This window comes from Paenibacillus amylolyticus (genome assembly GCF_036894225.1).
Classification (GTDB): Bacteria; Bacillota; Bacilli; order Paenibacillales; family Paenibacillaceae; genus Paenibacillus; species Paenibacillus amylolyticus.
In genome coordinates, this window is the sequence record NZ_CP145892.1 from 1,957,677 (window position 1) to 1,979,041 (window position 21,365).

At 46.5% G+C, this 21,365-nt stretch carries 14 protein-coding genes and 1 tRNA gene; 14 read left to right on the forward strand and 1 reads right to left on the reverse strand.

From position 1 onward, the window contains the following. Positions 1-27 precede the first annotated feature (27 nt). The gene (locus V6668_RS08955) at positions 28-1,569 is read left to right on the forward strand and encodes a 2-isopropylmalate synthase (protein ID WP_017689653.1); all 1,542 of its coding nucleotides are present in this window, start codon (positions 28-30) and stop codon (positions 1,567-1,569) included. A gap of 417 nt (positions 1,570-1,986) precedes the next feature. Here V6668_RS08955 and V6668_RS08960 read toward each other — a convergent pair whose 3' ends face one another. Then, entirely contained in the window at positions 1,987-2,967 is a 981-nt protein-coding gene (locus tag V6668_RS08960) for an aldo/keto reductase (RefSeq protein ID WP_036669756.1), read from the reverse strand. 233 nt (positions 2,968-3,200) lie between these two features. Between V6668_RS08960 and leuB the strand changes: the two genes are divergently transcribed. From leuB to pheT, 13 genes are all read left to right on the forward strand, one after another. After that, on the forward strand, positions 3,201-4,286 hold the full coding sequence (leuB, locus tag V6668_RS08965; RefSeq protein ID WP_017689651.1) for a 3-isopropylmalate dehydrogenase: 1,086 nt from the start codon (positions 3,201-3,203) through the stop codon (positions 4,284-4,286). 277 nt (positions 4,287-4,563) lie between these two features. Then, a complete protein-coding gene (locus tag V6668_RS08970; RefSeq protein ID WP_036610146.1) occupies positions 4,564-5,103 on the forward strand; it encodes a peroxiredoxin in 540 nt (179 codons plus the stop codon). 356 nt (positions 5,104-5,459) lie between these two features. Further along, positions 5,460-5,876, forward strand: coding sequence for a hypothetical protein (locus tag V6668_RS08975; RefSeq protein ID WP_017689649.1), 417 nt, complete (start codon positions 5,460-5,462; stop codon positions 5,874-5,876). Positions 5,877-6,324: 448 nt separating this feature from the next. Continuing rightward, positions 6,325-7,431, forward strand: a complete 1,107-nt coding sequence (locus V6668_RS08980; RefSeq protein ID WP_036610143.1) for a PAS domain-containing sensor histidine kinase — start codon at positions 6,325-6,327, stop codon at positions 7,429-7,431. A gap of 121 nt (positions 7,432-7,552) precedes the next feature. Beyond that, positions 7,553-8,518 (forward strand): AAA family ATPase, encoded by a 966-nt coding sequence (locus V6668_RS08985; protein ID WP_036669762.1) that lies wholly within the window; start codon positions 7,553-7,555, stop codon positions 8,516-8,518. Between the two features lie 4 nt (positions 8,519-8,522). Then, a complete protein-coding gene (locus V6668_RS08990; protein ID WP_036669763.1) occupies positions 8,523-9,638 on the forward strand; it encodes a DUF58 domain-containing protein in 1,116 nt (371 codons plus the stop codon). Then, positions 9,635-10,948 carry a DUF4129 domain-containing protein gene (locus tag V6668_RS08995; RefSeq protein ID WP_338708207.1) on the forward strand — a complete coding sequence of 438 codons (1,314 nt, stop codon included), beginning with the start codon at positions 9,635-9,637 and terminating at the stop codon, positions 10,946-10,948. Before V6668_RS08990 ends, V6668_RS08995 begins: the two co-directional genes overlap by 4 nt. 83 nt (positions 10,949-11,031) lie before the next feature. After that, positions 11,032-11,988, forward strand: coding sequence for an aldolase catalytic domain-containing protein (locus tag V6668_RS09000; protein WP_036610133.1), 957 nt, complete (start codon positions 11,032-11,034; stop codon positions 11,986-11,988). Positions 11,989-12,277: 289 nt separating this feature from the next. Continuing rightward, positions 12,278-14,404, forward strand: a complete 2,127-nt coding sequence (locus V6668_RS09005; protein ID WP_338708208.1) for a bifunctional diguanylate cyclase/phosphodiesterase — start codon at positions 12,278-12,280, stop codon at positions 14,402-14,404. 159 nt (positions 14,405-14,563) lie between these two features. Continuing rightward, positions 14,564-14,634 (forward strand) — tRNA-Gly (locus tag V6668_RS09010). Between the two features lie 519 nt (positions 14,635-15,153). Continuing rightward, complete coding sequence (abc-f, locus tag V6668_RS09015; RefSeq protein ID WP_338708209.1) at positions 15,154-17,046, forward strand: ribosomal protection-like ABC-F family protein; 1,893 nt, start codon at positions 15,154-15,156, stop codon at positions 17,044-17,046. A gap of 631 nt (positions 17,047-17,677) precedes the next feature. Then, entirely contained in the window at positions 17,678-18,712 is a 1,035-nt protein-coding gene (gene pheS / locus V6668_RS09020; protein ID WP_047842255.1) for a phenylalanine--tRNA ligase subunit alpha, read from the forward strand. 82 nt (positions 18,713-18,794) lie between these two features. Next, positions 18,795-21,248, forward strand: a complete 2,454-nt coding sequence (gene pheT / locus V6668_RS09025) for a phenylalanine--tRNA ligase subunit beta (protein ID WP_338708210.1) — start codon at positions 18,795-18,797, stop codon at positions 21,246-21,248. Positions 21,249-21,365 lie beyond the last annotated feature (117 nt).

Genomic DNA, 21,365 nt, shown 5'->3' on the forward strand with positions numbered 1-21,365 from the left:
TAATAACAAGTACAGGAGGTGCGAAGCGTGCGTAAAATCTATGTATTTGACACAACGCTGCGTGATGGAGAGCAATCCCCGGGAGTCAATCTGAACACTCGTGAAAAGGTGGAAATTGCCCATCAGCTCGAGCGGCTTGGCATTGACCGGATGGAAGCGGGTTTCCCGGCGGCATCTCCAGGTGATCTGGCAGCTGTCAATGCAGTAGCAAATGCGGTCAAAAATGTGACTGTAATTGGCTTGTCCCGTTCCAGAGAGCAAGACATTGATGCGGTTAAGGAAGCACTTAAAGGTGCACAGGACCCGTGCATTCACGTTTTCCTGGCAACTTCACCTATTCACCGCCAACATAAATTGCGTATGGACAAAGCGCAGGTACTGGATACAGCTCGTTCCGCGATTCGTTATGCAAAGAAAACATTCTCGAAGATCGAATTCTCCCTTGAGGATGCAGGTCGTACCGAGTATGATTTCCTCGTGGAAATGGTGAATATGGCTGTTGAAGAAGGTGCAGCCGTCGTGAATATTCCGGATACGGTTGGTTACCTGAGCCCATATGAATACGGAAACATTTTCAAACATCTCAAGGAGAATGTACACGGTATTGAAAAGGTACAGCTGAGTGCCCACTGCCATAATGACTTGGGTATGGCGACGGCCAATACACTTGCAGCCATTCTCAACGGAGCCGATCAGATCGAAGGTACGATCAATGGCATTGGTGAACGTGCCGGAAACACGGCGATCGAGGAAATTGCTATGGCGCTGGAGACACGTCAGGAATTTTTCCAGGCGAAAACATCGCTGCAGTTGTCTGAGATTGCACGGACCAGTCGTTTGGTTAGCCGTTTGACAGGTATGGTTGTGCCTGGAAACAAAGCCATTGTTGGGGCAAATGCCTTCGCACATGAATCCGGCATTCACCAGGATGGTATGCTGAAGGAAAAAACCACGTACGAGATCATGACCCCAGAGTCCATCGGTCTGAAGGAAAGTAAACTTGTACTGGGTAAACATTCTGGTCGTCATGCCTTCCGTGAACGGTTGATTGATCTGGGATATGAGCTGGAAGAAGAAGCATTGAATCGGGCTTTCGCCCAGTTCAAAGATCTGGCTGATAAGAAAAAAGAAGTTACTGACGAAGATCTGCTTGCCGTAATTGAAGAGAAATTGCAGGATGCACCTGAGGTGTATAAACTGGAATCCATCTTCGTAACGTACGGAGATGAATCGGTACCAACGGCCAAAGTCCGCATTGCAACGCTTGACGGGGATACGCTTGAGAAGCAAGCAGAAGGTAACGGATCGGTAGATGCGATCTACAATGCGATTGACCAAGTGAGTGGGGAAGATGTAACGTTGTCTGACTACTCCATCAAATCGGTAACGCATGGTAAGGATGCATTGGGTGAAGTACATGTTGTGCTGACTCAGAATCAGGTTTCGGTACAAGGACGCGGCGTAAGCACAGATATATTGGGTGCAAGTGCACGTGCCTATGTAGACGGCCTGAATCAATTGATTGAGAAGCGGAAGACATACACAAACCGTGTAAACGTTAATCTGTAGGCTCTCAATGCAAGAAGCACGCAGCCTTCATTGAACTGAACTTTAAGCCGAGATACATGTATGCTGCTAGAATGATCTATCTTTAATTTAATGGATATAGAAGATCGTTCGGCTTGCTTTGTTACGTTCAGTGAGGGACGTAAAGAGTCTGACTCTCCTGTGGAGGGTCAGACTCTTTTGCTTGTATTTGAGCATTTTGCATAAATCCTCTAAGCGTCTTCCAATCAGCAAGATATAGATCGAAATGATTCTGTTCGTCTATACCTTGGTTGGATCAGGATGCTTCTTCCTGTCCAACTCTTGTACCCGTGAGCGGTATAATTCGAATTATGCAAAATGCTGATTTATATGATTATGGCAGTAAAACACAGTACATTTTCTACGCTTACTATTGCATTGGCTTACACTATCAAGCTATTACCACGCGTATGCATTAGGTGCATGTCCACCTGGACCCGGGAAAATCTCATCTAGACGTTTGAGCACGGCTTCATCCAAAGTCACGTCCAGACATTTGAGTGCGGTCTCAAACTGCTCCAGCGTACGCGGTCCGATAATCGGGGCGGTCACTGCCGGATTGGCTGCAACCCATGCCAAAGCCACCGTATCCTGTGGTTCTCCGAGATCACGACACAGTGCGGCAAAGTCTTCAAGCTGAGTTTGCTGCTGCTCAATCCGTCCAGCGATGCCCCCGCTGCGTGTTCCTTCCAGCTTCTGCAGAGCGTTACGTCCCAATAAACCACCATCCAGTGGACTCCATGGAATGACGCCGAGGCCCAGCTCTTTGGCAGCGGGCAGTACTTCCAACTCAGGCAAACGACAGTTGAGACTATATTTATGTTGTTCGGAAACCAGGCCGAGGAAATGACGATTCTTGGCTTCACTTTGAGCGATTGCAATCTGCCATGCAGCAAAGTTACTCGATCCTACATAACCGATTTTACCCTGATGAACGGCATTCTCGAACGAACCCCACAGCTCGTCCCACGATATGGCAGGGTCTACATGATGCATCTGGTACAGCTCGATATGATCGGTCTGTAAGCGGCGGAGGGAACCCTCCAGATGCCGTCTGATTTTGTAGGCGGAGAGGCCAGCTTCGTTGTTGGGGCCATCTGTATCATCATGCATGGAGCCATAGACTTTGGTGGCCAGAACTACTTTTTCACGTCTGCCCCCACCCTGGTTGAACCAGCGTCCGATAATTTCTTCGGTAAGGCCGGAATTCTCACCCCAGCCGTAGATGTTAGCGGTATCAAAAAAGTTCACGCCTGCATCGAGTGCTGCGTCCATAATGCGAAAAGCTTCTTTTTCATCTGTAGCAGGCCCGAAATTCATGGTACCGAGACAGATTCGGCTGACCTTGAGGCCTGATTTACCCAAATACGAATATTGCATGTTGCTTATCCCTCCTGCGTACCTGATTTGATTTCAGCTATATTTTAACCCAGCCGGGAGGTCAGAACAACTTGGAAAGGTCAATCTCTATTGGCTTATAGGTAAAATCTATTAAAGTCATAGATTGTATATCTTGGTCAAATGACCATGGAATATGATACAAAGGAGAGAGTTAATATGAGACGTTACTTTATGAATAATTAATGAATGAAATATAAGGAGTGGACAACCCAATGGCAGACGTGAAAAAAATTGCAGTTATTGCAGGTGACGGAATTGGCCCTGAAGTCGTAGCTGAGGCTGAAAAAGTTCTTAAACGTACGGAGGAAGTATTCGGTTATCGTTTTGAGACAGAGCATGCGTTGTTTGGCGGAATCGCGATTGATGAGAAGGGTACACCTCTTCCTGAAGAAACACTGAGCGTATGTAAAAGTGCAGATGCAGTCCTGCTTGGAGCGGTTGGTGGTCCAAAATGGGATAACAACAGCAAGGAGCTTCGTCCGGAAACAGGCCTGCTGGGTATTCGCAAAGCACTTGGATTATTCTCCAACCTGCGTCCGGCTGTTGTATTTGATTGCCTGAAGGATGCTTCAACTCTGAAGCCTGAAGTACTGGAAGGTACAGATCTGATGGTGGTACGTGAGTTGACAGGTGGGATCTACTTCGGAGAGAAGTTCAGACGTGAAAGTGCACAGGGCGAAGAGGCAGTAGATACATGTGCATATAATGTAACAGAAGTGGAGCGGATCGTTCGTCAGGCGTTCGAAATTGCGCAAGGACGTCGCAAAAAGCTGGCTTCTGTAGACAAAGCCAACGTATTGGAAACTTCCCGTCTCTGGCGTGAAGTCGTGAACCGGGTAGCACCGGATTATCCGGATGTTGAACTGGAGCATGTACTGGTAGACAACTGCGCAATGCAATTGCTGCGTCGTCCGTCCAGCTTCGATGTCATCGTAACGGAAAACATGTTCGGAGATATCTTGAGTGATGAAGCAGCGATGTTGACAGGTTCCATCGGTATGCTCGCATCTGCATCACTGGGAGAGGGCAGCTTCGGACTCTATGAGCCGGTACACGGTTCTGCACCGGATATCGCAGGTCAAGGCCTCGCTAATCCGATTGCAACCATTCTCTCTTTGGCATTGATGTTCCGTACAACCTTTGGTTATGCAGAAGGTGCGGATGCGATTGAAGCAGCTGTGTCGGATGTATTGAACGCAGGACACCGTACGAGTGATATTGCTGTAGACAAGAGCACAGCGATCAGCACGACCGAAATGGGCGATTTGATCGTGGCGGCTATTCAGAAACAGGCATAATTATATTATCAACTACAGGCAGCCCTTTGTTTCCAGTTATGGAATGTACAGAGGGCTGTTCCTTTATCATTTTTGCCACGAAAAATCCTTATTTATAATGATTATAAAAAAATAATGTTTATAATCTTGACTTTGGGAAGTCCGGATGATAACATTTTACTTGTACTTGTTATCAAGGTTCAAATCATTTTAATTACAGGAAAAGCGCACGCGTTTTTCTTGATGATGAGCAATCCGCAAGGATGCTTACATAATCCCAAAGGAGGAATTTTTAGTTATGGCAGAACGTTTGGTAGGTAGACCAGCACCGGATTTCGCAATGGAAACAGTATCGGGAGACGGACAAGACTTTGGTTCCGTTAAACTGTCCGATTATCGTGGCAAATGGCTTGTATTCTTCTTTTATCCTTTGGACTTCACATTTGTGTGCCCAACTGAAATTACAGCTTTGAGCGTTGCTTCCGAGCAATTCAAAGCTTTGGATACAGAAATCCTTGGCGTGAGCGTAGACTCCGTACACAGCCACAAAGCATGGATCAACACACCTGTAGACAGCAATGGTCTGGGTCAATTGAACTTCCCGCTGGCTTCCGATATCACGAAGCAAGTGGCTAAAGATTACGGCGTTCTGATCGAAGAAGAAGGCGTAGCATTGCGCGGTCTGTTCATCATCGATCCAGAAGGCGAATTGAAATATCAAGTGGTTAACCACAACGATGTAGGCCGTAGTGTTGAAGAAACACTTCGCGTACTGCAAGCACTGCAATCCGGCGGATTGTGTGCAATGAACTGGAAACCAGGCGACACTAACCTGTAAGCCAGGTTAACTTGAACGGTTTTTGTTCAAGCCCTCATCCCGTTAGGGATTGAGGGCTTTTTGCACCCTTTTGACGTAAGTTATCACGAAGTTAATCAAAAGTGTTTGAACAAGCAGCTAAGCGTGTTAATAATATATTAGAAGAAAGTCTTCTTTTTATCTGTTGAAAGAGGAATTGATGGCCTTTAAGGCGAATAGGGTATGGAAACCCGGTAAATATTCCGGTGCTCTGCATTTATAATCTGTACATGAATGTGATACACTGATGGAACTATTTCTTTTTGGAAGTGCTGTAAGTGTACGGGATGGCATTTTAACAAAAAAGTCCCGGCACGTAATAAGGAGGGTGAACAAAAATGAGTTACTGTTGTGGGGCAAGTATGGTTGGAACGAAGGGCACGCTGAAGCATTACCGCACCCAGGTTCATAATGTTCCCCTGCTGTTTTGCCCGGTGTGTCACCGGGTTGAGGTGCATTATAAAGTGGAAAACGAATACGAAATCCTGGCTGAATATGCGCATGGAGACGGTGCATCCGAGATCGACTTTCAAGATTATGTTACAGAAGATGAGGATGCGATTTTTGAAAACTGTGTAAACCGTGAGAGCGAGGATGCCATGGTCATTGTGCAGCGCCAGATTGATATGGCTCTGGATTTGCTCAGGCTCGCGAAGGAAACCAAAGACGAGAAGTGGGAAAGCGAACTTAAACGTCGATTAGCTGTGATGAGTCAGCGCAGACTGAAAATTCAGCATAATAAGACCGGACTATAGATGATCTCGGATATATCACCAATTAAAGATATTAAAAACGAAGCTGATTTGCCTAACTGGGTGAAACGGCTTCGTTTTTGTGCTGTATTCTGGAACTAATTCGAGGTTTTTTTTAAAATAATTTCCATTCGACACTTTCTCCGATTGACTCTCTTCTATAAACTTGTCTATGATAAAAACAGACTTGCAAAAGAGGCGGAGCAAAAAATGTTCGTGTTTGGGAATAGGAGAAGGTCAGAATGGGACAAACGTATATGATTTTCCGGATCGACTGTTGGTTACCGGGAATAGACCAGCTTGAGTTCCGGCCATGCCATCCATATTTTCGGCTCAGCCCCCCAACGAAAGGGCACCGGTAATGAAAAATAAAATCGGCCCTTCCTGTTTCTGTGATGATATGATGTCCGAATGGCAAGTTTATCATTTACGTGAAAAGGAGGAACCTGACATGATTAGTGAATTTCAGGATACAGTGCCTCAACCAACGGATGGTTTCCCGCCTGTGCATCTGGATAACAACAAGTACGAGAATGTACTGGAACATCTGGATAGCGGTATTATGTTGTTTGACAGTCACGGTGTATTGACGTTTATTAACGTTCAGATGGCAAAGTTGTTGGAACTTCCAAGAAGTCTGTTGAGCGGCTGCACCCTGATGCAAATGCTGCATCATCCGCAGATGAGCCGATTCAAGAAAAAGAAAATTTTACGTATCTATCGGGAAACTATTTTTCACCGTAAGCGCTATCATGAGTTGATTGATGAATACGGAAGGCATTGGCTGGTTACTGTGACGTACGGTGATCAGATGGATGGCGACTTCTTATTCAGCGTCAAAGATGTATCTGATTATAAACAAATTGAACAGACCGCTTATCAAAATGACAAACTTGCGATGCTGGGGCGGATTTCAGCATCTATTGCTCATGAAATTCGTAATCCGTTGACTGCAATCCGTGGGTTCATCCAATTGCTCAGACCCCATTTGCTGCAGCTCGGCAAAGACGAATACGCTCGAATCATACTGACGGAGATTGATCGGGCGAATGACATCATCTACGAATTTCTGAATTCTTCCAAACCGTCAGCTCCACAGAAGACCGTGATATCCGTCGACTCTTTGCTCAAAGAGGTGGTCTTGCTGACCGAAAGCGAAGGGTTGATGAAGGGATGCGAGATCGTACTGGATGAAGGGGATGCCCCGCTGAATGTGTCCATTGATGTCAAACAGATTAAGCAGGTTATTTTGAATATGGTGAAAAACGCAATGGATGCCATTGAGGAAGTTGGCGAAGAACATACGGGTCTAATTCGAATATCTACCGCCACGGAAAACAAGTTCGTGCAGATCTCCATCGCGGATAACGGTCATGGGATGGACCATAACACGCTTGTACGTCTGTTTGATCCATTCTTCACGACCAAGGAGAGCGGAACGGGGCTTGGACTTTCGGTGAGTTACCGAATCATCAAGAACCATGGAGGCACCATCTCTGTGGATAGCAAAAAGGGCGAAGGCACGCGGTTTATAATTATGTTACCCTTGGTATATTGAGAAAAGCGGGGAGTCGAGGAGTTGGCCATTTGCCAACTCCTTTGTTTTATGTTGCCAATAACGGTTATAGTTAGTAATGAATGCGAATACATAAGCTCCATAACGGAAGGATGAGATGCAGATGGAAATCCAAGGAATGGAACGAATGAATCAACAACTGATGGATCACGTGGGAAAAGTGATTGTGGGAAAAGAGCATACGATAGAGCTGGTGATGACAGCGATCATAGCGTCAGGACATGTGCTGCTGGAGGATGTACCGGGTACTGGGAAAACGATGCTTGCCAAATCGGTAGCCTCTTCATTGGACTGCACATTCCAACGGATACAGTTTACACCGGACTTGCTGCCCTCGGACTTAACAGGGATTCATTTTTTTAATCAAAAAGAAGGGGATTTTGAATTCCGACCCGGCCCCTTGTTTGCCAATCTTGTACTAGCTGATGAGATTAACCGGGCTACACCGCGTACACAATCAAGCTTGCTGGAGTGTATGGAAGAACGCCAGATCAGTATCGACGGTTCAACGAGACAGTTGGAACGGCCATTCATCGTTATCGCCACCCAGAATCCTGTAGATAACCAGGGAACTTTTCCGCTACCTGAAGCGCAGATGGATCGTTTTATGATGAAAATTCGCATGGGTTATCCAAGCAGTGAAGAGAGTGTAGAAATTTTGAGACGTACGGTAGCCAGTCGTTCTGTTGATGATCTCTCGGCAGTGATCAGTCGTGAAGAACTTTTGAAGGCGCAGGATACGTATAAAACAGTGCAAATCAACGAAGATCTGCTACGATATATCATTCAGTTAACCGAAGCGACAAGGCAACATCCAGAGCTCTCGCTTGGCGTAAGTCCACGAGGGGCCCAGGCATTACTCAAGGCAAGTCAGGCATGGGCTGCACTGCATGGCAGAGACTTTGTTTTGCCTGATGATATTAAAGCACTGGCGGGACCTGTGCTGGCGCACCGACTGGTATTCCGTAACCGGATCAGACAACAAGAGGGCTTGGCTGAGCGTATCATCCAGGAACTTCTGAATCAGACAGAAGTGCCTACGGAGAATCTCGCTACAAGCGGGCGTTAATCTTATGGCATTATTATGGCTTGTCCTTGTTGGAGGCATTGTCGTTGTTATACATGGTGTGTGGTTTGGACGACCTGCACTGCGAAAGCTCAGGTACAGCAGACAATTCAGCAAGCTGCGTTGTTACGCTGGAGATGAACTTGAGATGGTGGAGACGATATCGAATGAGAAACGAGTCTCCGTACCGTGGCTCAGACTTGAATCGATGATGCCAGTGTCGTTTGTATTTCGTTCCGGCTCAGGTATGGATATTAGTCAAGGCGAAATCTATCAGAACCATAAGAGTATTTTTACGTTAAAACCGTTTACTCGTATTACGCGCAAGCATCCTTTCACATGTACTCAGCGTGGAATTTATCCATTAAATACAGCAACGATGACAGGTGGGGATCTCTTTGGCGTGTGGCGTTCCACCAAACCGATTCCTTTGCAAATGTCTATGATTGTGTATCCCTCATTAGTGAATGCAGAGGATCTTCCTGCAATTTATCAGGTTTGGCAGGGAGAAGTTGAAGTATCACGATGGATCGTTGAAGATCCTTTCTTGATTCTGGGTGTTCGGCCTTATGGCGCAGGCGACCCCATGAATCGTATTCACTGGAAAGCGAGTGCACGTACAGGTGAATTACAGGTCTACAAACAGGGATGGACAGCTGATCCGCAGTCCTGGATTGTAGTCAACATTCAGGAATCAGCAGATATGTGGAGTGTTGTTACTCGACCGGAAAAGATTGAGCGGGCACTTCGTTACGCTGCCACGGCTGCAGTGGATGCCATCGGTAGAGGGTTGCCGGCAGGTTTCGCCCATAATGGTTATCATGTGGGTGGAGGCCGCGATACACTACGGATTGAACCGGATTATGGCACGCCCCATCTGGAACGATTACTGGAAGCTATGGCTGAGACAGAGTTGAAATGTATGGTGCCCATGGAGCAATTCCTGAATGATGAAGTACGTCTGAATGAAGAAGCACAGCAAATCCGCAGCTATCTGCTGATTACATCATATGTATCTGCCGCTATGGAGCACGAGATTGCACGTCTGCACGAACAAGGACATCGTGTAACGATTCTCCCGGTAGAGGACGTGAAGGGTAATACGAAGGCGGTGAGTGCATGAGGAACAGATCGGTAGCGACGACCACAGGACTCATAACAATGCTTGCCGTCTTGATGGCTGGCATATACCTTTTTCCGATATTTACGCTTGCTTCATTCTACGCAATGGAACATTTGCCGTACACATTATTCATCATGGTTGTTCTTGTAGGTTGGTTGGGACAGTTCATTCAGCATAAAATTCCAGGTTTTAGCGAGAAAAGTACACTCATTCGTGGACTAGCGGCACTCGTCATAGGATTTCTCTTCGCATTAGTTGTTGGGATGAGCCTTATTCTCCCGTTGACGGATATCATCACATTGGTACTGTGTGGAGTCATCTCGGCTTATGCAGGTCTGACCTTCCAGCCAGTCTTTCATTCTGTGTTGTTATGGCGCTTGCAGATTATGGGTGTAATCAGTGCGATCGTGCTTATGATTGCTTCGAATTCGTTGGGATTCATGCAGCCAATACGAACCTATACCCTATGGATCTATATTGCCGGAGTGATCAGCTTTGCCTTTTGGCTAGTTGGACGATATATGCTGCAACTGGATCAGGCAATACTCAATGACGGCAAGAGAAGATTGGTATTAAGAGATTTTGCACGTGCGAATCATCAGCGGTTCATGTGGATGTTTATTGTTATCGTAGCGATTGGTGCTTTCCCAAGTCTGGCTGCCTGGCTGGGACCGCTACGTGATCGCTTGCTCGCATGGATCAGGGGATGGTTTGGTCCGATTTCCGGCGAGGAGCCACGATTACCAATGGACAACCCCAATCAGCAGTTAAATATACCGAATGACTGGAGAGAGCCGCCATCCGAGCCCTCAGTCTTCTGGAACATCCTCGGATGGGTAGTGATGTGTGCTGTAGCAGGAGCAATTCTGTGGCTGCTTCTGAGGTTAGGACAAAAAACGATAAACAGACTTATGGACCGATTCAAGGGGATGTTACAACCAGGTGAAAAGAAGGCAGAACCACGGACGGAGTATATCGATGTCAGTGAGACGCTTGATGCGCCAGCAAAAGTCCGAAAGAATTGGTTTCGCAAGAAAGAAGCGCCCCCTGCACAGGATGCCGAACGTGTTCGGTATTACTATCGGACTTGGATTGAAAGAGCCTCTCATCGAGGCGTGGAAATACAGGGGACGCACACTCCACTGGAGGCTGCACAGACCATTATTCAGAATGGTGTGAAGGTAGAAGAAGATGAGCTGTCTGCGAGACTGCCAGATACGTATAATGCCGTCCGTTATGGAGAGAAAGCTCCCGATCGTTCCGATATGGTTGAGATTGACCGAATCTGGAGATCTTATCGAAGTAAATAAGTCCGGAATCCCTTTACTTTTCTTGTCACGTTCAAGTATCATGAGAGGAATACACAAGTTGGTCAGAAAAGGAGCAGACATTAATGAAGACAAATCATTGCAAAATTGTAGATTGTACGATCCGTGATGGCGGATTGGTGAATAATTGGGACTTTAGCGTGGACTTTGTTCAACAGCTATATGCTGGATTGAATGAAGCCGGCGTTGATTATATGGAAATTGGATATAAGAACTCTCCGAAGTTGCTTAAAGGTGCCGAGGAAGCAGGACCATGGCGTTTCCTGAACGATGATTTCCTGCGTAAAGTTATTCCTCAAAAAGGCAATACCAAACTGTCTGCGCTGGTTGACGTAGGTCGTGTGGACGAAAATGATATCTTGCCTCGCAGTGAGAGCATGCTGGATCTGATCCGGGTTGCCTGCTACAGCAAAGATGTAGACAAGGCACTTGCACTGGTTCAAACATTCCATGATCGTGGATATGAAACTACACTTAATATTATGGCACTCTCCAATGTTATGGAGAATGAATTGCTGGAAGCATTTGAATTGATCAAAGAAAGCGCTGTGGATGTTGTTTACATTGTAGACTCCTACGGTAGCTTGGACCATAATGATGTGAAATATCTGGTAGAGAAGTTCAAGACTCACTTGCCTAACAAACGTCTTGGTGTTCACACACATAATAATATGCAACTTGCGTTTTCTAACACATTGGTTGCGGCAGAACTTGGCGTCGAACTGCTTGATGCTTCTGTGTATGGTATGGGCCGTGCTGCTGGAAACTGTCCAACCGAATTGCTCGTAGCTCATCTGAAAGGAACAAAATACAATCTGCGTCCAGTACTTGGTGTATTGGAACAGTTGATGGTTCCGCTCAGAGAAAAAGAAGAATGGGGTTACATTCTGCCTTACATGATTACAGGTGCGTTGGACGAGCATCCACGTTCAGCGATGGCGATTCGCTCATCGGAAGACAAGGATAAGGTTGTTGATTTCTATGATAAATTAACAACACCAGAAGTGAATTTTGAGAAGTAATATAGTCTGAAATACAGTTGCAAAATAGGAAAACATGGACTCTAACTGGAGATCCATGTTTTTTTAGTTCTTAATGCCTTGTTTTTCTATATATTTGTGAATAAATATTCCTAGGAGTAACTATTTTTTAGTTCACGTATACAAAATTAAATGTTATTATGTACCAGATAGCATGTGTATGCATGTGAATTGAACGTTGGTTAATATGTTTTTTGTCGAATCGTGTAGTAAGTTGTTAAGTTTGGTTAATGTAATTCAGGATAGGTGATCCCGGGAAGGAAAACACGGCATGAAGGTTAATCTGCAAGATCAGAGAAAAATAATTTGGGTCGCTGTGGGCGGCTTATTATGTTTCCTCGCAAGTCAATGGTTTCGTTCTTCTTCAAGCTCTGATCTGATCATATCGGGTTACCCGGTTTTGACACTCTTGGGTGGATTTGCTGCGGTAGCGGCTTGTATCGGCATCTATAATCAAAGCTGGTTGTTTCGGACACAGAAGCTAACGCTTCGGAGGACATTATTGACAACACTCTTTTTATTGATTGGTCTATTTGAACTGGTTCATATCGTTTCATTTGCAGAAGAGATTCCAAATGGAGCCATGATGGAATCGGAGTTCTCCTTAATGATGTCAACCATGGGATCTTTGGTATGTTCCGTAGGATTATTGCTCGTGTATACCTTAAATGAGAAAGAATTTGCATTACCACGCAAATTCTTACTGTTAAGTGGGACATTGGGTACCTTTGTTATTTTGTACATATTGGCTATTCAGGAATGGAGCATGTTGCCGAGTATGCTTGATGGGGAAGTGCTTGGTGGTGTCTTCACCCGAGTTCATCTTATGGTTGGATTGCTCTATGGCATTATTGCAGTTCTTTTGTTTGTACAATGGAAAAAAACCAAAGACGGTGATTTACCAACCATTCTATGTGGCATTCTGTGTTTCTTTTTTGGTGAATGTTATTTTGTTTCAGCAACTGGGGTGAACGATCTCAATCTATTATTAGGATTGCTGAGTAATTGTATGGCATATTTTTTCATTCAAAAAGGGCTGTATACGTCCGTAGTGGACACACCTTTCCTGCAACAGCAGGTCGCGGAAGCCAAGATGAACTATATTGCTCATCATGATGACGTGACGGGACTTCCAAACCGTCGTCGCCTTTCACAGCAGCTGAAAAAGATGATGGATGATGCCGTGGTGCAGGAACAGCTTGTTGGTGTATTGGTCCTGAATATTAATCGGTTCAAGACCATTAATGATTCGCTTGGACAGCAAGCAGCTAACCGTGTTTTGCGTCAGGTAGGTCAACGACTGAAACAATTGTCCCTTCCAGGAGAAGAAGTCTTTGGATTGGGAAGAGATGAGTTTGCATTAACGATGACAGATTTCAGTTCAACCGATACAGCGTTGCGTCGGACAAGATCCATTTTGCAACTTTTTGAGAAGCCCGTCTTGGTTGATGGCAATGAGTATCATCTGACACTTGGAATTGGGATGGCCATTTTCCCACATGATGGGGAGTCACCACTGGAGATTATTCAGAATGCCGATACGGCTTTGCACAGTGCTAAGGAACAAGGAATGGAACTGAATCGTTTTGCCCATGCGATGCAGATGAAGGCACAGGAGCGTTTGCAGCTTGAGAATGATCTGCGCAAGGCGTTGGATCGAGGTCAGTTCTACCTGGTCTACCAGCCGCAGGTTAATCTGCAAAGTGGGCTAATCGTTGGCATGGAAGCTTTGGTGCGTTGGCAGCATCCGCAGCGAGGCTCGGTATCTCCGGCGGATTTTATTCCTCTGGCAGAAGAGAGTGGGCTCATTGTGCCACTTGGCGAATGGGTGCTTCGTGAAGCGTGTGCACAGAACAAACAGTGGCAGGAAGCCGGTTATCGTAAACTGTGTGTTTCGGTGAATCTGTCGATGAGACAATTCAGGCATTCCCATTTGTTGGACAATATCAATGGCATTCTCAAAGAGACGGGACTAGAGCCTGTATGGCTTGAACTGGAGATTACAGAGAGCATGACATTTGATAAAGACCGGTCATTCGAACAGTTGCGCAAAATCAAAGAAATTGGTGTGCATATCAGTATTGATGATTTTGGAACGGGATACAGCTCGTTGCACTATCTGAAGGATCTGCCGATTGATCGGCTCAAGATTGACCGTTCATTTGTGAATGAAGTCATGGAGGACAGCAATAACGCCGCGATCGTATCTACCATCACTTCAATGGCGCATCATTTACAACTGAAAGTCACAGCTGAGGGCGTGGAGAACGAAGATCAGATGGTCTTTCTTCGCAATCAACACTGTCACGAGGCTCAGGGTTATTTCTTCAGCAAACCGATTAAAGCCGCTGAATTTGAAAAGCAATTTTTGAGAGATGTGGATAAGCCTACAGGATAGGGAACAGCGGGGGCGCGAGGGTGCTCCTGCTTTTTTTGATGGATGCGTAATGAAAAAAATGGAAAATATGACTTGCATGCTATAGAGGATCATGGTATATTATTATTTGTAAAATCACTGTTAAATTCCTAAGGAACTTAACAATAAATCTTCAATCATGCGGGTGTAGTTCAATGGTAGAACTTTAGCCTTCCAAGCTAATAGCGTGGGTTCGATTCCCATCACCCGCTTAATGAAGCAGTACCGAAGCCCTTGCGATGCAGGGGCTTTTTTTATTGCGCTAAAGGAAATCTCGTGGTAACAGCGATCAGAAGATTGTTCTGTTTTCGGAGTGGCGAGTAAGTAAGTATTCTTTAGTTTAATGTATATACCCTTTGCTTTTTTCCAATGATCTGGTACAATAACGGAGAAATTGATACTACACATGAATGAGAGGTAGCCATACGTCCCATGAAGTAAAACACATGAATTGAACCCCAGTTAACTGCAGACGGTTTTATGACGCAGTCAGCCAGAGCGGCTGAGCAATGAGGGGATTCGTGTGTCCAAATTCAGCTATGGGAAAAGGTATGGAGCAAGTAAGCCATTGAGGTTTACGTGTACCCTGTGTTTGGGGTTTCTTTGTTCATGCCGTAGCTTACCTTAGATCTGTCTTTGAATGCTTGATCCAACCCTGAATTGCCAAACCGCCGGCTGATGCCAGCGGTTTTTTTTGTTCAGCAAAAAGGATGCAGGAAGGATGAGGCCTCATGATGACATTGGTACGCTTACATGAAGTATCAAAAGAGTGGAACGGTATTGAATTGTTTACAGGATTGAATTTGGAGATTAATGAGGGCGAACGACTCGCCATTTTGGGTCGCAACGGATGCGGCAAGACAACGTTGTTACGTATCATTTTGGGTGAGGAGCATGGTGGTGGACGGATTGAACGTCATATCCCTCAGCAGGAATGGGGGTTCATGCGCCAGCGCTCGGAGATTGAGACCGGGATGAATGTACTGGATGCGGTCCGTCGTGAGAGCGGTCAGATCTATGAAGTGAAACGGAACTTGGAAGAACTGGAACAACGGTTGGGCATGAGCACTGAAACGGATGAAGAGTTGCTTGCAGCTTATACACAAGTGATGGAGCAATATGAACAGTTGAACGGTTATATGTGGGAGACTGAGGTAGAGAAAGTACTGACTCGCCTTGGATTATCCGCAGAGCATTGGAATAGACTCTATCATTCCTTGAGTGGTGGACAAAAAACAAAGGCTCGTTTGGCGGGGCTGCTTGTCAGCAAACCCAAGTTCCTGATCCTGGATGAACCGACAAATCATCTGGATGAGGGAAGCATGCGTTGGCTGGAAGAGTGGTTATCCTCATATGAAGGTACCCTGTTATTTGTATCACATGATCGTACGTTTATTGATCAGGTAGCAACAGGAGTCATTGAGTTCAGTCCAGATGCCCTGACCAAATACAAGGGCGGATACTCCGACTACAAGATCCACAAAGAGCGTGAATTACGCGAACAGGAAACGATCTACCGCAGGCAGGAATTGGAACGTAAGGCGTTGGAAGAAACGATTCGAAATTATCAGGAATGGTTCCATAAAGCGCATAATTCGGCGACTGATGTGGAGGTGAAGATCACCCAGAGCTTCTACAAAGCTAAAGCCAACAAAAATATTTCACGTTACCATGCGAAACAAAAACAGCTGGAACGTTTGGAGCGGGAACGGGTGGATAAACCTCGTGAAGCTGCAAAGTTGAACATGGAATTACAGATGAATCCACTGGCTGCACGCCAGCTGCTTGCGCTGGAAGAGGTGAGTTTTTCATATACGGGAGACAAACCAGTGCTGCGCGATCTTCGGATTGCTGTGGAACGTGGAGATCGGCTTGCTGTACGAGGTCCTAATGGAACGGGCAAGACAACACTGCTGAAGTTGATGATTGGTGAACTGGAACCTTCGCAAGGCAAGGTCACACGGCATCCACAGCTGAAAATCGGTTACTTTTCACAGGAGCTGGAAGGGCTCCCCGAGAATCAGACGCTGCTGGACAGCTTGCTTACTCTTCCATCCATGACACAAAGTGCGGCACGTACCATTCTGGGATGTTTCCTATTTTCCAGAGATGATGTATTCAAGCGTATTGGGGATTTGAGCATGGGGGAAAAGTGCAGAGTGGCATTTTTGAGACTGTATTTTGGCGGAGCGAATCTGCTGGTGCTGGACGAACCGACGAATTATCTGGACATCGATACCCAGGAAGTCATGGAAAATGTATTAAAACAAGCTTCAGGTGCTTTGGTGCTTGTATCCCATGACCGGATGCTGACGAAGTCACTCGCGAATCGGTTATGCGATCTGGAGGCTGGTGGCACAGCAACTCTGTTTGAAGGAGGTGTGTCGGATTGGGAGCAGTCCACCAAACTTCGGGAGGTGGCGCTGGAGACCCGGGAATCCGATGACGAGCGGTTACGATTGGAGATGCGCCTATCGGAGTTGCTGTCTCCTGTGAGCACTGCTGGAAAAGACATTCTGACACAGCCCGAGCATTCGAATGAGCGAGCAGTCGAGGCAGCTGAGATTCGCGAAATCCAGCAGCGCCTGAAACAATTGAAAGATAAGGGTGCAAGCATAAATTAGAATATGGACGGCTTGCTATTTCGATCTATTTTGCATATAATTATGAACGATCATCGATGATTACATCGATATAGGTAATTGTTCAAAAAGATCGGTTTTCAGTACCAAGAAGATGGGATGAAGATAGAAATGGAGTAGCGGAGCGTAGGAAACTACGTGAGCAACTACAATGTTTCCGAAGGAAACATACTTCGTAAGCATCTGCTTATTCGGCTGAATGCCATATTCGACGCTGATGATGCCGTCAGGCATCATTCGTAATCAAAAGCGGACTTTTTGACAACCTCTAGAGGTTTAACTTAAAAGCAAACGTGATGATGGAGATAAGTAAGCAGTGCCTCTGGACAGGGAGGAAGCGCCGTAGATTGAGAGCGTTTCTGTAGAACAAGGCTGCCGAAATTCACTCCGAAGCGGTTCCCTGAACCTGTTTGTGTGCAGACACAGAGGCAACAGTAGGGGCAAACGGTTAACGGTCGTTATTCCGTACAAAGTGAGACAGAACCAGTTGCAGGCCAGAAGGGCCACGCAGCAATGGATGTCTAACAAGGGTGGTACCACGGTCTTTTCGTCCCTTCAGGGGAGAGAAGGCCTTTTTTTGTTGCAAAAACACCACAAAAGGGGGCAATTACACATGAAAGAACGTTTAGAGGCATTGAAGATCGAAGCGCTGGAGCAGTTGTCTGGTGTGAATGATCCGCAGACGCTCAGTGATCTGCGTGTAAAGTATTTGGGGAAAAAGGGTGCATTGACTGAAATTTTGCGTGGTATGGGTGCACTTAGTGCGGAGGAACGTCCAGTTATTGGTCAAGTAGCCAATGATGTTCGGGCTGCCATTGAGGAAGTCATCGACAGCAAGCAGGATCAGTTCCAGAAGGAAGAGACGGCGAAGCGTCTGCAATCCGAGAAAATTGATGTGACTCTGCCAGGACGTCGTGGACGTCAAGGCGGGCTACATCCACTGACCAAAGTGGTACAGGAGATCGAAGATATTTTCATCGGTATGGGATACCGCGTTGCGGAAGGTCCTGAAGTCGAAATGGATTATTACAACTTTGAAGCATTGAATCTGCCGAAGAATCACCCGGCGCGCGATATGCAGGATTCTTTCTATGTTACCGAAGACTTGTTGATGCGTACCCATACATCTCCGGTTCAAGTACGTACCATGCAGAGCATGAAGGGCGAAGTGCCTGTCAAAGTCATCTGCCCAGGTAAAGTATACCGCCGTGATGACGACGATGCGACGCACTCTTTCCAATTCAACCAGGTTGAAGGTTTGGTCATCAGCGAAAACATTCGTATGAGCGATCTGAAAGGAACACTGTTGCAATTCGTGCGCGAAATGTTCGGTTCCCACACAGAAATTCGTCTGCGTCCAAGCTTCTTCCCGTTCACAGAGCCAAGTGCAGAAGTGGATGTAACCTGTGTACAATGTGGCGGCAGCGGCTGTCGCGTATGTAAGCAAACAGGCTGGCTTGAAATTTTGGGCGGCGGTATGGTTCACCCGAAAGTACTGGAAATGGGTGGTTATGATCCGGAGAAATACAGTGGTTTTGCATTTGGTATGGGCGTAGAGCGTATCGCGATGCTGAAGTATGGTGTCGATGATATCCGTCACTTCTACAACAGTGATCTGACCTTCCTGAAGCAATTTGGACGGCTGTAACTTTAAGACAAGAAAGATTAACCATATAGAGCAAGCGAATGAACCGGGAACACCAATTTATAGATGAAGGAAGTGAACGTCCATGAGAGTATCGACAGATTGGCTGTCTGATTATATTTCCCTTGAAGGTGTGACGCCACAGGAATTGGCGGAGAAAATCACCCGTGCGGGTGTCGAAATTGATGTAGTGGAGAACCGCAACAAGGGCGTCAATAAAGTTGTTGTAGGTTATGTGAAGAGCAAGGAGAAACACCCCGATGCAGACAAACTGAATGTATGTGTCATTGATGCTGGTCAGGAAGAAGATCTTCAGATTGTGTGTGGTGCGAAAAATGTGGATGCAGGCCAAAAAGTAGTCGTAGCCCTGGTTGGAGCAAAGCTCCCTGGTGGATTGGATATCAAAAAAGCCAAACTGCGCGGTGTTGTCTCCCTTGGCATGATCTGTTCCGCCAAAGAGCTGGGCATGAACGACAAATTGTTGCCGAAAGATCAGCAGGAAGGTATTCTCGTTCTGCCGGAACAAACGGAGGTTGGCACGCCAATCAGCCAGGTTCTTGGTCTCGACGATCATGTGCTTGAACTGGACCTGACACCGAACCGTTCCGACTGTCTCAGCATGCGTGGTGCAGCTTATGAAGTGGGTGCCATTCTGGGTCGTGAAGTGAAGCTGCCAAGTCCCAAAGACCAACTGGTTGAAATTGGTGATGCAGCCGTGAATCATATCTCTGTAGAGATCAAGGCACAGGAGCAATGCATTCACTATGCAGCTCGTTATGTAACTGGCATTAAGCTGGGTGCTTCCCCGCTGTGGATGCAAAACCGTCTCATGGCGGCAGGTGTTCGCCCAATTAATAACATCGTTGATATCACGAACTATGTCATGCTGGAATACGGTCAACCGCTACATGCATTCGATGCGGATAAGCTGGAAAAGGGCCATATTGAAGTGCGGATGGCCAACGAAGGCGAAACGATTGTTACGCTGGATGGACAGGAGCGCAAGCTGGAGCCGCACATGTTGCTCATCACGGATGGCGTGAAACCAGTAGCCATCGCTGGGGTTATGGGTGGCGAGAATTCCGAGGTATCGGAAGACACGGTAAATCTGTTGCTGGAGTCCGCCAAGTTCGACGGTGGAACCGTTCGGAAAACGTCGCGCCAACTGGGGCTGCGTTCCGAAGCGAGCATGCGTTTTGAGAAGGAAGTAGACCCGGGTGCGGTCATTACGGCTTTGGATCGTGCGGCTGAACTGATTCAGCGTTATGCTGAAGGTGAAGTGCACCAGGGAATCGTGGAAGCTGGAGCAGAAGCTGCGGAGAAACGTGTAATTCAATTGTCGCTGGATCGATTGAACCGTTATCTGGGAACAGATCTGTCATTGCTTGAGGTGAAAACCATCTTCGCTCGTTTGCACTTTGCATGTGGTGATGCTGATCAAGGATTGCTGGATGTGGAAGTGCCAACACGCAGAGGGGATATTACGCTCGACGTAGACTTGTTTGAAGAGATTGCACGCCTGTACGGATACGACAACATTCCAACCACATGGATTGAAGGACCGACGACTCCAGGGGCATATACACGCTCTCAAGCGATGCGTCGCACCATTCGTGGATTGCTCTCCGGCAGTGGCTGGCAGGAAATGATCAGTTACTCCTTTGTACACCCGGATAAAGCGACATTGTTCCCGGCATTGACACAAGGCAGTAAAGCCGTGAAACTTGCGATGCCTATGAGTGAGGACCGCAGTGTGCTTCGTACGAGCATTTTGCCGCAAATGCTGGATGCAGCGGTGTATAACATGAACCGTAAACAGGATTCACTGGCTGTATTTGAAGTGGGCAATGTGTTCTTCACTGAAGAAGATCAGTTGACCAAGCAACCACATGAGATTCCGGTACTGGGCTTGCTGCTCACCGGAAATCGTGCAAGCCAGCAATGGAATGTTGGAGCGGAGAAAGTAGACTTCTTCGATCTGAAAGGTGCTCTTGAGCATCTGTTCGCCTATGTGGGGCTTGAACAACGCATTCGCTTGGTAGCAAACAGCCCTGAAGGATTCCACCCGGGACGTTCCGCATCGGTTTACCTGGAAGGTAAGGATGGCGGGGAAGGCACATTGATCGGTACATTGGGTCAATTGCATCCGGAACTGCAACAGCAGTATGATCTGAATGATGTGTACATCGCAGAGATTGCACTTGAATCGATCTACAATGAAGCAGACGCTGACATTCGTTATCGTGAACTTCCGCGTTTCCCAGCCATGGAACGTGATATCGCGGTTGTTGTGAATGAGGATATTGAAGCGGGAGATATGCTGCGCGCCATTCGTGAATCGGCGGGTGAATTGTTACAAACTGTACAGGTGTTCGATGTGTTCACTGGTAGTAAACTGGGTGAAAACAAGAAAAGCGTGGCGATGGCACTGGTATACCGGAATCGTGAACGTACACTGACCGATGAGGAAGTTACTGAAGTTCATGCCCGTGTAGTGGCTCGTCTGGAAGAGCAATTCGGAGCGGAATTGCGTAAATAGGACAAAAGAAGATTTTTTGAACAAAGATTAGCAGGAATTGTTTGAAGTCACATCGAATCCTTAGCATTAGAGGATCGATGTGACTTTTTTGTGATTACAGCTTAGAATCAACATACA

What these genes read in the sequence shown, in the direction of transcription:
- V6668_RS08960 (WP_036669756.1), bottom strand. Translation starts at nt 2,967, where the DNA reads ATGCAATATTCGTATTTGGGTAAATCAGGCCTCAAGGTCAGCCGAATC.
- leuB (WP_017689651.1), top strand. Translation starts at nt 3,201, where the DNA reads ATGGCAGACGTGAAAAAAATTGCAGTTATTGCAGGTGACGGAATTGGC.
- V6668_RS08970 (WP_036610146.1), top strand. Translation starts at nt 4,564, where the DNA reads ATGGCAGAACGTTTGGTAGGTAGACCAGCACCGGATTTCGCAATGGAA.
- V6668_RS08975 (WP_017689649.1), top strand. Translation starts at nt 5,460, where the DNA reads ATGAGTTACTGTTGTGGGGCAAGTATGGTTGGAACGAAGGGCACGCTG.
- V6668_RS08980 (WP_036610143.1), top strand. Translation starts at nt 6,325, where the DNA reads ATGATTAGTGAATTTCAGGATACAGTGCCTCAACCAACGGATGGTTTC.
- V6668_RS08985 (WP_036669762.1), top strand. Translation starts at nt 7,553, where the DNA reads ATGGAAATCCAAGGAATGGAACGAATGAATCAACAACTGATGGATCAC.
- V6668_RS08990 (WP_036669763.1), top strand. Translation starts at nt 8,523, where the DNA reads ATGGCATTATTATGGCTTGTCCTTGTTGGAGGCATTGTCGTTGTTATA.
- V6668_RS08995 (WP_338708207.1), top strand. Translation starts at nt 9,635, where the DNA reads ATGAGGAACAGATCGGTAGCGACGACCACAGGACTCATAACAATGCTT.
- V6668_RS09000 (WP_036610133.1), top strand. Translation starts at nt 11,032, where the DNA reads ATGAAGACAAATCATTGCAAAATTGTAGATTGTACGATCCGTGATGGC.
- V6668_RS09005 (WP_338708208.1), top strand. Translation starts at nt 12,278, where the DNA reads ATGAAGGTTAATCTGCAAGATCAGAGAAAAATAATTTGGGTCGCTGTG.
- abc-f (WP_338708209.1), top strand. Translation starts at nt 15,154, where the DNA reads ATGATGACATTGGTACGCTTACATGAAGTATCAAAAGAGTGGAACGGT.
- pheS (WP_047842255.1), top strand. Translation starts at nt 17,678, where the DNA reads ATGAAAGAACGTTTAGAGGCATTGAAGATCGAAGCGCTGGAGCAGTTG.
- pheT (WP_338708210.1), top strand. Translation starts at nt 18,795, where the DNA reads ATGAGAGTATCGACAGATTGGCTGTCTGATTATATTTCCCTTGAAGGT.